Annotated in this window: 16 protein-coding genes; all 16 read left to right on the top strand. The window is 53.1% G+C overall.

Annotated features, from left to right (window positions below):
- Positions 1 to 119 precede the first annotated feature (119 nt).
- Entirely contained in the window at positions 120 to 296 is a 177-nt protein-coding gene (locus tag AC6BYQ_RS24425; protein WP_171455218.1) for a hypothetical protein, read from the top strand.
- Positions 297 to 1108: 812 nt separating this feature from the next.
- The gene (locus AC6BYQ_RS24420; RefSeq protein ID WP_309149105.1) at positions 1109 to 1450 is read left to right on the top strand and encodes a hypothetical protein; all 342 of its coding nucleotides are present in this window, start codon (positions 1109 to 1111) and stop codon (positions 1448 to 1450) included.
- Between the two features lie 49 nt (positions 1451 to 1499).
- Complete coding sequence (locus AC6BYQ_RS24415; protein WP_125460849.1) at positions 1500 to 1766, top strand: hypothetical protein; 267 nt, start codon at positions 1500 to 1502, stop codon at positions 1764 to 1766.
- A gap of 44 nt (positions 1767 to 1810) precedes the next feature.
- Positions 1811 to 2653 (top strand): ParA family protein, encoded by an 843-nt coding sequence (locus AC6BYQ_RS24410; RefSeq protein WP_261452387.1) that lies wholly within the window; start codon positions 1811 to 1813, stop codon positions 2651 to 2653.
- Between the two features lie 4 nt (positions 2654 to 2657).
- Positions 2658 to 3794, top strand: a complete 1137-nt coding sequence (locus AC6BYQ_RS24405) for a ParB/RepB/Spo0J family partition protein (protein WP_261452388.1) — start codon at positions 2658 to 2660, stop codon at positions 3792 to 3794.
- Entirely contained in the window at positions 3795 to 4232 is a 438-nt protein-coding gene (locus tag AC6BYQ_RS24400; protein WP_261452389.1) for a hypothetical protein, read from the top strand.
- Positions 4229 to 4549, top strand: coding sequence for a hypothetical protein (locus tag AC6BYQ_RS24395; protein ID WP_171455213.1), 321 nt, complete (start codon positions 4229 to 4231; stop codon positions 4547 to 4549). Before AC6BYQ_RS24400 ends, AC6BYQ_RS24395 begins: the two co-directional genes overlap by 4 nt.
- Before the next feature lie 58 nt (positions 4550 to 4607).
- Complete coding sequence (locus AC6BYQ_RS24390) at positions 4608 to 5936, top strand: DUF8535 domain-containing protein (RefSeq protein ID WP_261452390.1); 1329 nt, start codon at positions 4608 to 4610, stop codon at positions 5934 to 5936.
- Between the two features lie 44 nt (positions 5937 to 5980).
- Positions 5981 to 6388: a hypothetical protein gene (locus AC6BYQ_RS24385; RefSeq protein ID WP_261452391.1), complete on the top strand. Its 408-nt coding sequence runs from the start codon at positions 5981 to 5983 to the stop codon at positions 6386 to 6388.
- Between the two features lie 96 nt (positions 6389 to 6484).
- Positions 6485 to 6688 (top strand): hypothetical protein, encoded by a 204-nt coding sequence (locus AC6BYQ_RS24380; RefSeq protein WP_171455210.1) that lies wholly within the window; start codon positions 6485 to 6487, stop codon positions 6686 to 6688.
- A gap of 309 nt (positions 6689 to 6997) precedes the next feature.
- Positions 6998 to 7642, top strand: a complete 645-nt coding sequence (locus AC6BYQ_RS24375; RefSeq protein WP_261452433.1) for a DNA methyltransferase — start codon at positions 6998 to 7000, stop codon at positions 7640 to 7642.
- A 13-nt stretch (positions 7643 to 7655) separates the two neighbouring features.
- Positions 7656 to 7877, top strand: coding sequence for a YubE family protein (locus AC6BYQ_RS24370; RefSeq protein ID WP_060452167.1), 222 nt, complete (start codon positions 7656 to 7658; stop codon positions 7875 to 7877).
- 419 nt (positions 7878 to 8296) lie between these two features.
- A complete protein-coding gene (locus tag AC6BYQ_RS24365) occupies positions 8297 to 8722 on the top strand; it encodes an antirestriction protein (protein WP_261452392.1) in 426 nt (141 codons plus the stop codon).
- 61 nt (positions 8723 to 8783) lie between these two features.
- Positions 8784 to 8960 carry a hypothetical protein gene (locus tag AC6BYQ_RS24360; protein WP_158526716.1) on the top strand — a complete coding sequence of 59 codons (177 nt, stop codon included), beginning with the start codon at positions 8784 to 8786 and terminating at the stop codon, positions 8958 to 8960.
- A gap of 684 nt (positions 8961 to 9644) precedes the next feature.
- Positions 9645 to 10088, top strand: coding sequence for a hypothetical protein (locus tag AC6BYQ_RS24355; RefSeq protein WP_232036952.1), 444 nt, complete (start codon positions 9645 to 9647; stop codon positions 10086 to 10088).
- A gap of 85 nt (positions 10089 to 10173) precedes the next feature.
- The gene (locus AC6BYQ_RS24350) at positions 10174 to 12252 is read left to right on the top strand and encodes a ParB/RepB/Spo0J family partition protein (protein WP_309149104.1); all 2079 of its coding nucleotides are present in this window, start codon (positions 10174 to 10176) and stop codon (positions 12250 to 12252) included.
- The last annotated feature ends 10 nt before the right edge of the window (positions 12253 to 12262 follow it).

Here is a 12262-nt window from a genome sequence, read left to right as displayed (position 1 = left end):
GAACGTCGCTGAATAGTGGCTGTTCTGCGTGAATATACAAAGAATGGGAGAGGGATTTTTTTAATTCCAATACTGCTTATTGAGGATAGGTATCCTCTTGACTAGGAGTGTAGGTGGTCATGATGAAAACGGCCGATCTTTATATTAAATTGTTTTTTGGCGCCGGTGCTGGAGGCATCACATTCTTTTTACTGTTTCATTCATTCTTTAATGTGCGTACAGGTTATGCTTTGGGGATGTCACTGGGAATCGCGGTTGTCGCGTTTATCATTGGGATAAACTCCCGTCGACGCTAAGTAAGCACTTTGAAAGAGTCTCGATATAAAAGTAGCTGAATTTCGCATGCGAAACTTGGTGAGACAACCTTTACTGAGGGGTACAGATGATTGAGGCTATCATTGTAGTGTTTCTCTTTATAGTCATATGGTTTGGGACGATTTGCACCCGTTTGGCCTCAATTACTAAGCGCACCACGGGAAAAAGAGGAATGGAGCTGGTTGCTATCGCCTTTCGTCGGAGGTATCGAATTTTCCGCAATTAGTGATAGTGTCGAGAAAATCAGGTTTCGCATGCGAAACTTTTCTAAATGCATTTGGTAGTGGAATTTACAAGGAGGATGTACTAATGGAGAGATTACATTCAGCGGTGTTTTCTGTACTGCTATTGATTATGGCATGTTTGTTTTTTGGTCTGTATTGATACAGCGATGATAGTCTGCGCCCTTCCCTAATAACGATAGTATTTGCCGTCATCAGCCTCACCGGTGGCGTTCTAACCATGATCAGCTATGCGTTGTCTGCAAAGAAGAACTAGTTTCGCATGCGAAACTTCCGAAATGACGAGAAAATAGTGTTGGGGTTGCCGACCTCTTCAATTGCTTACTCGAACAATAGCTAACGCGCTGCGCTTGTTAACTGCGGCACGCCTGCGAAATGATTTCGCCAAGCCTATCCGCAGTATCCCCTCTTCCAAAAGTTTCGCATGCGAAATTTTACTTTTTTAAATATCTTTATTGATATTTGATTTGCTGTGAGCTATATTCTCTGTACTGATAGTGGAAAGCCACTATCGACTCTCTGGCGCAAAGCCATACTCAAAGGAGAATGTCATGCAACACAATGCACTCGTTGGTCGACTGATCACTCAGCCTGTCGTTGTAGTCAAAGACGACACACGGTTCTGCCGTTTCACCGTAGCTGAACTGAGAAAACGCAGTGGTAACCAAACCAAAATCGAATTCACCGCTTTTGATGCCGTAGCCTCGCATATTGCCGATAAGTGCCTGGTCGGCGATACCGTTTCCATCAATTTCACCATCACCAATGCTGTCTATGAGTCGGATGGTGTTAATCATCATGGCTATCGGTTTCAGGCGACGTTGGTTGAATTCGTTGCCGCCGGCAAACAGCGCAGTGAGCAAGAGAGTCAACGTAGTGGACAAGGTCGTTAACTTCCCGGTTTCGCATGCGAAACTGACCTAACTACCAGAGGTCGAGTTTATGTCGATTTATATGGAATTACGCTGCGAACTCCGAGGGGAGTTACCAATTAATGAGTCAAAATGTTGGTCAGAAGTTGACCGCAGCCTGTGGGCAATGGCATTAAACACCCATGAGTCCACAGAACAGACCACAACAGAACTTTTAAGCAAGGCCACCCATGCCGGTTGGCAAAGTATTAATGGTGATTGGATATGCCCTGGCTGCCAAGAAAATCTGGCATTAACAGAGCAGATGCAGGCAGTCGCCGAAAGGCATGACCAATAACAGTCTTAGTTTCGCATGCGAAACTTTTGAAGAGGATTTCTAAGATGACAGCGAAAGTAATCACGATTTGTTCACAAAAAGGTGGCATCGGTAAGACCTTTGCCACAACGGAAATAGCGGCAGAGCTGCAGCGTCGCAGCTATCGGACATGTGCAGTTGATGGGGATTGGATGAGCGCGCTGACGTCGCGCCAATTCCCTGATGGCCTGCCGCTGGAAATCGATGCCAATCCTTCCGGGCGAGTTCTTACGCCGGGAACCGCACACGTCAATCGCATCTATGGTGACGAACCCTTCGAGCCGCTGCGTTTGCATGATGGCCGTGGATTTATGGGGGCGACGGAAGAGCTGAACGATATCAACAACCGCAACTCCGATTGCATCTACGATTTCCGCGCCCGCTTCGCGGAACTGCGCGACCAATTTGACTATATCCTGATTGACTCGTCGCCAGTCTGGTCAAACTTGCTGATGGCCAATCACCTGGTCGCCGACTATCTGTTGATCCCAACGCTGCTGGAAAAAACATCCCGCCTCGGCGCCGAAAAACACCTGCAAACGTTGAAGAAAATCAAAGAACGCTATAACCCAGGCATCAAGCTACTGGGGATCGTGGTTACTCAGGCGACCGTGGCCAACTATAAAAAGGAGGTGCTGGGTGGTCGCTATGCGAGCGTTGATACCGAGAATCTCAAAATGTTGCTGGAGATCCTGGAAGAGAATGGTTTCGGGCCGGAGCATTTGCTGGAGATCATTCCCTATGTTCAAACCAAAGTCCGTGAAGCCATTGAGCTGAACTACACCATGAAAGAATACGCGCCGGACAGCCCATTGGTGGCTCGTTACGACGCGCTGGTTGACACTATCATTGCACGGACAGGGGGCTGATACGATGGCCAAAAATTTCAAAGCCCAAATGCGTGAAAAGCGCGAAAAGGCCGCGTCACCGCAAACGCAGGTTGAAACTCCCGCAGTCGAACGCGAACTTGCGTTACCGCGTAATGACCTGAACCAGAACGACCTGAAGGTCAACCGGGCTGAGCACGAGGACCCTGCAGGTCAGATAATTCGTGTTCCAATCGATGATGTCTACGCTCTTGAGCAAGTTCGCCCCGAAGAAGACTTTGAAGATGAAGTCATCGACGGGATGAAACAAACCTACGGCGATTTTGGCATTTTAATGCCGCCTCGTTGTTTCCCTCGTGATAAGCGTGGGTATCGAATCTGGATGGGTGAGACCCGTTGGCGTTCTGCAAAGGCAAAAGGGGATCTGTTCATCGACATCTATGTCGGTGCACCGCCTGAAAATGAGAAGAAGCGTATCTATGGGCAGCTGATCGAAAACCTTCACCAGTCTGGGCTAAAACCGTTAGCCACAGCAATACAGCTGCAGGCACTTCGCGATGTGCATGGTGAAACTCAGGAGTCGATGTCCCGTATTTTGGGTAAACCCAAAACGTTCATCAGTAAACACATGCGGTTGATTGATGCGCCTGCGCCGGTCATCGCTCTGCTGAAAGAAAAAGTGACCAAGGATGTCGACCTGGTCTATACGCTGTGCCAAATCAACGATATCAGTCCAGAGAGCGTTGATAAACTGGCCAAACTGGTTCGGGATGGGAAGCTGACGCGCCAGGGAGCGATTAAAGAGCTGAACGTCCTGAAGGGCAAGCCGCCAAAGAACCCGCCGCCTCCGGCGCCATCAACCAACTCAGGGACAGAAACTCAGGAAGAGAACCGTAACAAAGATGTATTGACGGAACAGCCGGGAACTTCGACGAATCAAACCGGCAACACTGCCGGCGAACAGCAGAATGCCGGCAACGAACAGACCCATAAGACGCAACCGTTACAGGGCGAGTCTAACGTCAACATCACTCGTGTCATGGTGAAGTTTGAGGGGGGGGAAGGCTATTTGCTGACTGACCGGATACCCGAGGAATATGGCCAGGTTTGGATAGCGCTGCCGTTAGGTGAACTGTGCATCGATGCCGCAGAAATATCTATCCTGGGGATCAAAGAGGTATAGATGAGTAAAGCGCTGTTTGCAGACTTGGCGGAGCAGTTTTTATCCGTCGCAGTCAAAACCTGGGTGATACGTTCCGAATTACCGGCCGCTGCTGCGGCCGATGTTTTGCTTACCACTGCAATCCAGCAGGGCTTCCTGGAAGACCGTGGACGCCCTTTATTGGGTAATACACTCAATGAGTGGGGGAAGAACAAGAAATACCCGCGATGGGCCATACAGAGCGCTATGGCTCTCCTTTGGGCTGATGGGTGGAAACCTGTCACCCATCCTGAATGGGCTGCCTATGCGGCTATACACGTTCAGTCTAAAAAGGGGGGATCGCTCACCCAACTCCTCGATGTGTTGCCGGGAGGGCTGGACATTGATGTGGCGGCAGGTTGGATCTGCGCGGCGACGGAAGACGCTGCCAGATATCATGAGAGGAAAAAGCTGCGATGACGTTTTCTGATATTGAGGCCGCACTGTCCAGAACCGGGCGGCGTGCTTACGCCGGCGTCATTTTAGCTTTCCTGCTTGATGCTCACGATCGTGGTGCTGGTCTGGTCGAGAAACACACTGTGGTGGAGAATGTCGGGATCACCGACACCAATGTTTCGGCGGTGGCGCGCCGCCTGGAGGAACAAGGAATAATCGAGATCCTCTACTGGGATACAAAATCCGAGAGTCCCACATGGTCCAGCTTGCGGAACGGTGCCTGGTCAGCCCCCGGTTATCGTCTGCTGCCAGCTGTACTGCAGTTGTATCGTCGTTGCTGAATGACAAGGTTTCGCGTGCGAAACTCACCTGAGGACACAGATACGTAAAGGAACCCGTATGAAACTGGTAACGAAGAAATCACCCAGAGGTCGACTGTTCGGTGAATTATCGCCGGAACAGGCGACGGCGGTTGGCAACGTTTGTGGCAAAGGACACGTTACTTCGCTGGTTGAAAAACAGTTGGCTGAAGAGGTGCTAAGAAGCATGCGTGATAATGATCTTTGGCTGTCTTGCGGTTGCCGCACGACTGCAGAAGATCGGCCACTTAACACCGTCTGTAACCGCGACGGCTCTTTGTTCCTGGTGAATTTCAGCGGAGAGCACAGCTCGAATTGTCCGCTGTATCGTTCAAAGCGGGGTGATGATGGCACAGGGCAGGGCGGCGGGCGCCGAACAGCCGGCGCCGTGCGCATTGATTTTCGCTCTTTCTTGCCGCGAGACGATAATGGGGCTCGTATCTCTGGGCCGACGAAGACAGACAGTCATGGCAAAGACAAAACAAGTCGGCGCCGTGTACCGGCATTGGCACGCCTGCTGCTGACCTTGATCGAGGCCGCTGGGCTTAATAGCATCGATCCGGTTTACCCTCAGCCAGGACGAACCAAAACACAGGCGCTCAATGCGGTGAAGGTGGTTACCGAGATGGAGCACTTTGCCCAAGGGCGTCCTCTAAGCGAGATTGTATTCTTCGACCCCTGGCTGAAACAAGAACGGCTCGATGCGCGCATGCGTGAACTTGAAAACAAGGGTAAAGCCTGGCCTGCAGGGAGAGCACGAACTTTCTACCAGATCCTGTTCTCTGAGCAGGTGACACAAGATGAGGTCGTTTTCAAAAGTAAGTTCGGTGAAACAATATTCCGGCCCGAAAAGCGAGTGAGCATCAACGGCGAGGTTGATGGTCATCGGGAAAAATACTGGGTGATCCTGATGTACCGGCGTAATGATGCTGGTACGGTCGTTTGCCGCGATGCTTATGCGCATGCGCTCTTTGATTACACCTGCCCGGTTCCGGTCGACAGTAACCTTGAACGTGAAACCATTAGCTCCATCATGACGGGGGGGAAGTGGCTGCAGAGTTCGGGCTATGAGTTATCCCTTAACAAACCGCTGTTTGATATCACTGTGGACCTTGATGGCGAGAAGCGGTTCGTCTTGCCCGACTTCCTTTTGACTGTCAAACACCCTGGGCGGGGGCGAACGTCGGAGCTTGTTATCGAGACGATGGGATATACTGATGATGACTATGTCGAGCGCAAAGCGAATCAGCATAAAGGGATGAGTACATTGGGTTTGTTGCTGAAAGATCCCCCTCATTGGCCAGAGCCTGCCGATAAGCATGATGCATTTGCGCGGTATTTGTATGGGCGAATTCAGCACCTTAAATAGAATTAAAAATAAGGATATTGAATGATGTATAAGTTATCGGCAAAATGCTTAATTTTGCATTGTTACGTCCATACCTGTGTTTAACTATCGGGCTGGTTTTTACTTGGTTAAGCGCTGGGCAGGCAATGGAGTATTTGTATTCCGGAAGACATTTAGCCCGTTTTCTGCTCAGCGTCTCTTTATTTGGAATGGGCGGTGTTTTCGTATTCTATTTTTTTATGCGACACTCTTTACTGATAGTGAAGGTCCATAACTTATTGTTAAGTAATGAAAGTGGTGTTGCGGGAGGTGAGTTGCTGGACCATCTAAAGGCGTTGGCAAAGCGAAATAACGTTGAGCAAGAATTTGAAGCTTATTTGTCGTCGCAGGAATACCCTCAAAAAGTTGAAATCTGCATGAATAAGATAAGGGAGCTTACCTTAAAAAAACGTAACGACCATTCACGTTCTTGATATGCACTAAAATGTTACATGTCTCTTTTTGGAGACATTGCAGATATTAACGAACGCTTTATGATGACGCGAACAACCTTACTCTGAGGCTTTCGTATGAATCATTACCCCGCTGAATATGCAGAAAATATCAATGCCCTGAAAAACGGGCAGAGCGTTATTCGAATCGAATCATGGATGCCCGACGAGGTTATAGGGAAACTCATCCGTCGAAAACTGGAGCAGGCCGAAGGCACTGATCTTACGGTGACGTATACGGTGATCACGGATGAAATGCAGCAGGCGGCCCACAATTTCTGACCACTCTCCTCTGATAAGGCTGTCGCTTCGCTTCGCTCTTTTCTTCGCCTGGCGGCGGCCAACTCCCGAACACCGTCATATCCCTATAGCGGGCCTGCAGCCCGATGACATCTTGCCATACCCCGTCCTGGGCGGGGCGACGGCGTGCCGTCTTCAAGCGGCTTTCGCGGCATATCCTTGCCGCGCGCGGCGGCGGTATTCCACGTCCGCTTGACCCGCGGCGGTGCCTGGCCGCGCTGACATCGGGCCGCAGGGAACGGGTGCCGCACCGGCACCCTCCTGCCGTCCCTTGTCAGACGAGGAACGCTTATATCCCGCTATGTGTTGGGTGACTCCGTACAAGTCATGTCTTCTTTCCCTGCCGGCAGTATCGACTTTATTCTGACCGATCCTCCATACCTGGTTGGTTTTACCGATCGCTCCGGGCGCTCGATCGCCAACGATACGAACCCTAACTGGGTGCTGCCGGCGAGCCGGGAAATGTTTCGGGTGCTCAAATCCAATAGCCTGATGGTGAGCTTCTATGGTTGGAACCGCATCGATGCCTTTGTCGGCGCCTGGAAGGCCGCTGGCTTCCGTATCGTTGGCCACCTGGTGTTTACCAAGCAATATGCCTCGAAATCCGCGTTTGTCGGCTATCAACACGAGAGCGCCTATATCCTGGCGAAAGGTCGGCCGGCATTGCCGGCACAACCTCTCGCTGATGTGCAGAGTTGGCAATATACCGGCAACCGCCACCACCCGACCGAGAAACCCGTTTCCAGCCTGCAACCGCTGATCGAGTCCTTTACTCAGCCTGGTGCCATTGTTCTCGATCCGTTCGCCGGTTCCGGTTCGAGCTGCGTCGCTGCCGCCTTGTCCGGGCGCCGCTATATCGGCATCGAGCTGTTGCCAGACTACCACGCTACGGGCTGTCGCCGCCTGGCTGCGCTGCGCCGCCGGCGCGCGGCATAAGGGGGGGATACCGATGAACTATCAGGGCCATGAGAAATTACGCGCCGACGTCGCGGCGCTGTCAAACGACATGTGGGAGCTGCATTTGCGGCTGAGGGAACTGGTCAGCACGCATTTCTGGAACAGCGATGTTTTAGCCGATCGCCTGGCCGGCCACATTTTGCGTGATGCGCACGATCGCTACCTTGAGGTCTGCAAAGCGGTCAACGAACTGGATCACCATTTCAGGGAATAGCGGAAAGCAACACCGGGCGGGCTATGGAGCCTGCCCGGAGCGCCAGGCGGTTGTCGTCGGCCGCCGCAGCGTATCGAACGCCGCCCGACCGTGATACCGCCGCGCGGCAATTGCCGGCGTCGCCGGCGCCGCAAAGGGCGCAGGCTGGGCCTGCCCACACCTCTCTAAATCCACTTCCTCTGCAGCTGCTGCGTAGTGACGGCCTGTGCCGTCCCCAAACGCTAGTCCGGCTCGGTTGTGTTCAAGCGCCGCGGTGCTCGCCGTCGGCACCCGTTCGCACCCGTTACGGGCATTCAGCCACGCAACGGGCTTGCGCTGCGGCTTTGACGGCGCCCTTGACCACTGCCCTCAAGGCCGGCCTTTCGAATGGGTACGGCACCGGCCGGTGTCGCTAACCCTGAAACTGTGGAGGTAGTCCCATGCAACATGCTCATTCCGTCGATCTGCAGGTGTGTGAAGCCGATCGTCTGTCATTCCTGCCGTACCTGTTCGATGCAGATTTCCTGCAGGCTGAAATGCAGGTTTACGCCACCGCCGATCGCTACTTGTCGGGTTACAACGGCGGGTTCTGGCATTTCATCCGCCTGCCGAATGGCGGCGGGTATATGGCACCTGATATTGATCAAGTGAAGTTGAGCAATGCCGATAACTGGTTCGAAAAAACCATCAGTGGCGATGCCGCCGGCATAATTTTGACGTCGCTGGTCATTAACCGCCGCTGCTGGCTCCATCACGATCGCGGCAATGCCGGCATGGTGCAAATGTATATCCAGCGGGAAGAGCAGTTGAAAGCCTACATCGATACGCACCCGGAACGGGCTGATATCTGGCGCGCCCTGGACTGACTGAAGGCAGCGGGGCTGTTTGCCCCGCTTTGAACAACAACACAGAACCCCGAGGTTGCCCATGAAACTGGATGAAGAAACCCAAAAACGTCTGCGCCGATACCAGGCGATCATCAATGAAGACCGTCTGCAATATGGATTATCCCCGCTGACGTTGCCGCAAGTGGTCGCCGCCGTTTTTGAATATCTGGCAGATCAGCCGTGCATCTTCTTGCGCGGGGTATTTATTCGACAGTAATGCTGGATTTGCCGTGTAGCCTTACATCTGTGGGCTACCTGGCACCGCGGGAAAAACCCTGTCACCTGCGGTGACTGGCAGAAGAGAGCGGCGGCGATGCCGCCGTCTCCAGCTGCCAACGATGACTGCATACTCATGCTGCAGTAGTGAGGTATCTACCGAGGTAAGAAAGAATGATGAAGGGTATCCATTATAAAAAGGAACACTTCTTCCGGTTTTAAAAGGAATAACTGCTTGTTTATAAGAACAGGGTTTGGAAAGTAGTGGTTGGCCACCCTTGTATTGCCATACCACATCACATTACCGGGATATTTGGGCAAGGTTGGGAGAGAGAAAAAACACGAGGGCTTGGGGCAATGGCCGGTCGAATGACCGTCCAGCAGACCTACTCAACCAAGACGCCCGTATGCGGGCGTCAGGTTTCGCCGAACCCGCAAGCGGTTTCGGCCTGTCGGTTAGGGTCTCCCCGCCAACGGCAACACCCGCGCTTGCTGCCGGCGTCGCCGGCGCCGCTTTCACTGCTCGTCGTTTGGACGACGAGCGCTAAGGTCGCCCCAGCGTTCGCGGCCGCGCCCGCTGTGTCGGGTTGATCCGTGTTCAACCTTCCAGGGTGCTTTAGCCGCAGTAAGTCTTCCCGCCGCAACTGATAACAGCACAACGCCTCGCTTAAACACCAAGGGGTGTATGAACTCCGCCAAAAACTTTTTCCTCCCTTCGGTCAAAAAAACTTTTTGTCTCCGCCCCTTGGTGCCGCTCTTCGCCGTGCTGAATCAGTTTATTGCGACGGCGAATACTCACAGCGGCATCAGTTATCACCCCACGGAGGATTTCAACATGGCTCAACAAAACGTCAAAGGCGCGACATCGAAGCCTACAGCAGCATCAGCACTTAAAAACGGCGGTCGTTCTGACCAGCAGGTGTATGAGCTGTTTCTCGCTGTGCAGCGCGCCTGCGGTGGCCGTTCAACCGGCACGAGTGAGCCGCCGTCCGTACCGGCTGATGCCGAGTATCTGGTCATCGATCAGGGGGAGTTTGACTCTCTGGCCGTTTGGCTGGTCGAGGGGGTTCCGGTCGCCGCCAGCGATGAAATGAACCTGACGCACTGGGTGATCAGCGCAGGGCAGTAAAAAGCAGGGTTGCCCCTGCTCCTAACCGCCGGTCTGGACGCCAATCTGACCGGTTTGACAGTAATAACTATTGGAGAGAAATCACATGTCTGACATCGATACTAAAGCACCTGCAAAACCAAAATCAACTGCCAAGAAAAGCCCGGCCAAGGCTGCATCAGCCAAAACCGCAGCGGCGAAGTTTGTTGAAGCTGCGCTGGACAAAGCCGAGCGTAAAAATCTCATGCTCAAAGAGATTACCTTTACGGATCAGAATGCGCGTATCACTCCCCGCACTCAGGACGAGATCGAGGAGATGGCAACCAGTATCGAGGCCACCGGCCTGTTACAGAACCTCGTCGTGCACCGCATGGCGGATGGTCGATACGGTGCGGCTGCCGGTGAGACCCGCCGCCTTGGTATGGATTTGTTGATGGTGCAAGGGCGTTCAGCTGCTGGCGTACCGGTAACGCCGGAGTTTATCGTCCCCGTTTTAGTCGTCGATGAACAGGACGCCTATGCGATTTCTGTTGCGGAGAACGTGCGCCGCACCAATCTGCAACCTGCCGATCAGCTCGAAAATATGCGTAAGCTGGCTGAGAACGGAACCCCGGCCGAACAGATCGCTGCCATCCTCGGCTTCAGCACCCTGCATGTTAAAAAATGCCTTAAGTTGACAACCGTAGCCCCTGCGCTGCTGGAGCTGCTGAAAACGAATCAAATCAATTTTGACCAGCTGGCGGCGCTGGGCGCAACGGATGATCACCAACGTCAGCTTCAGGCATGGGAAAAGAGCAGCTATTACGAAAACCTCCGGAAACCGAAGGCGTTACGCGAAGCTGTGCTGAACGATGAAGTATCGGCGGCAGACAGCCATATCGTTGAATTTGTCGGACTGGAAGCCTATCAGGCTGCAGGGGGGGAAACTCGAGAAGATCTGTTTGCTGAAAGCGTCATCCTGACAAATCCGCTGATGCTGGAGACGTTGGCTATGGCCAAGCTGCAGGCTGCGGCCGATGAAGTGGCGAAAAATGAAGGGTGGGCATGGGCGGTTGGCCGCAGTCGTGAAGTGCGGCGTTATAGCGGGGACGAAAAGACCTTCGAGATCCTTTTTGCTCAGGCGAAATTGAGCGACGAATTGCAGACAGAAATGGATCAACTGCTCACCGAGCAAGAACTGCTGGATGACATGTTTGATACTGCTGGACTCGATGCAGACGAAGAATGGGAACATGCGCCGCGCGTTGAGCAGATTGAGGCGCGCATCAACGAGATCAACGACGCCGCCGAGATCAATAAGTGGTCGCCGGAAGTTCGTGCGACGGCGGGCGTAGTCGCTTACCTGAAAGATGGCCAGATCCAAATACAACGTGGTTTGATGAAAGTAGAAGACATCAAGCAACAAGAAAAAGCCAACCGCGAAGAAATCAAGAAGAACACCCCGCCGTCAGAAAAAGGGCTTTCCCAAGTTTTGGTGACCAGTTTATCCGCCGAACGCACATTAGCCGTGTCAGCGGCACTGGCGCAGAACACCAACGTCGCGATTGCACTCCATACGTTCACGCTGGCGCGGCGGGTGTTCGACGCGGGATATTTCTATGTGTTGCACACCTCTGTAGAAAGCATGCGCAGCGGCTGCTTATCCCAGTCAGAAGAGGCTGGTAGCGCGAGTGGCATCGCCAACCTGAAACTGAACGAGATGCATGAGAGCTGGCTGAACCAATTCCCGGAAAATTGGAGCGAAAGCTTTGAGTGGCTGCTGGCGTGGCCACAGGGTGACGTTCTCGGGTTATTGGCATACTGCGTTTCCCACGGCCTCGATGGCCGAGACAGTTATCTCAAGGATAAGCGGGTTGGCACCAAGCTGGATTCGGTAGAAAAAGCCCTCGATTTCCAGATCGGGGAATGGTGGAAACCGACGTGTGACAACTATTTTTCGCGGATCGGCAAAGACCAAATCGTGGACGCTCTCAATAGCGCCGGTGAAAGCGGGAAGGCCAAAGATGCCGAGGGCATGAAACGTAAAGATGCCGCTGAGTTCGCTGCTGCGGTGCTGAGCGAAACAGGTTGGTTGCCGAGCTGCATGGCACCGCAGCCGCAGGCCGAATCGGAAAACCCGGCTGATGCCACTGCCAGTGCCGCGAACGCCAACGATACTGACGCTGACGACAGCGCTGCCGCCTAACTGACAAGGA

This window comes from Serratia sp. LTN-2 (assembly GCF_059740205.1).
This window is presented reverse-complemented; position numbering and strand designations above follow the sequence as displayed.

Coding starts and splice junctions, on each gene's coding strand:
- AC6BYQ_RS24365 (WP_261452392.1), top strand. CDS start 8,297: ATGCAACATGCTCATTCCGTCGATCTGCAGGTGTGTGAAGCCGATCGT.
- AC6BYQ_RS24380 (WP_171455210.1), top strand. CDS start 6,485: ATGAATCATTACCCCGCTGAATATGCAGAAAATATCAATGCCCTGAAA.
- AC6BYQ_RS24355 (WP_232036952.1), top strand. CDS start 9,645: ATGAACTCCGCCAAAAACTTTTTCCTCCCTTCGGTCAAAAAAACTTTT.
- AC6BYQ_RS24405 (WP_261452388.1), top strand. CDS start 2,658: ATGGCCAAAAATTTCAAAGCCCAAATGCGTGAAAAGCGCGAAAAGGCC.
- AC6BYQ_RS24420 (WP_309149105.1), top strand. CDS start 1,109: ATGCAACACAATGCACTCGTTGGTCGACTGATCACTCAGCCTGTCGTT.
- AC6BYQ_RS24385 (WP_261452391.1), top strand. CDS start 5,981: ATGCTTAATTTTGCATTGTTACGTCCATACCTGTGTTTAACTATCGGG.
- AC6BYQ_RS24350 (WP_309149104.1), top strand. CDS start 10,174: ATGTCTGACATCGATACTAAAGCACCTGCAAAACCAAAATCAACTGCC.
- AC6BYQ_RS24400 (WP_261452389.1), top strand. CDS start 3,795: ATGAGTAAAGCGCTGTTTGCAGACTTGGCGGAGCAGTTTTTATCCGTC.
- AC6BYQ_RS24360 (WP_158526716.1), top strand. CDS start 8,784: ATGAAACTGGATGAAGAAACCCAAAAACGTCTGCGCCGATACCAGGCG.
- AC6BYQ_RS24410 (WP_261452387.1), top strand. CDS start 1,811: ATGACAGCGAAAGTAATCACGATTTGTTCACAAAAAGGTGGCATCGGT.
- AC6BYQ_RS24415 (WP_125460849.1), top strand. CDS start 1,500: ATGTCGATTTATATGGAATTACGCTGCGAACTCCGAGGGGAGTTACCA.
- AC6BYQ_RS24390 (WP_261452390.1), top strand. CDS start 4,608: ATGAAACTGGTAACGAAGAAATCACCCAGAGGTCGACTGTTCGGTGAA.
- AC6BYQ_RS24425 (WP_171455218.1), top strand. CDS start 120: ATGATGAAAACGGCCGATCTTTATATTAAATTGTTTTTTGGCGCCGGT.
- AC6BYQ_RS24395 (WP_171455213.1), top strand. CDS start 4,229: ATGACGTTTTCTGATATTGAGGCCGCACTGTCCAGAACCGGGCGGCGT.
- AC6BYQ_RS24370 (WP_060452167.1), top strand. CDS start 7,656: ATGAACTATCAGGGCCATGAGAAATTACGCGCCGACGTCGCGGCGCTG.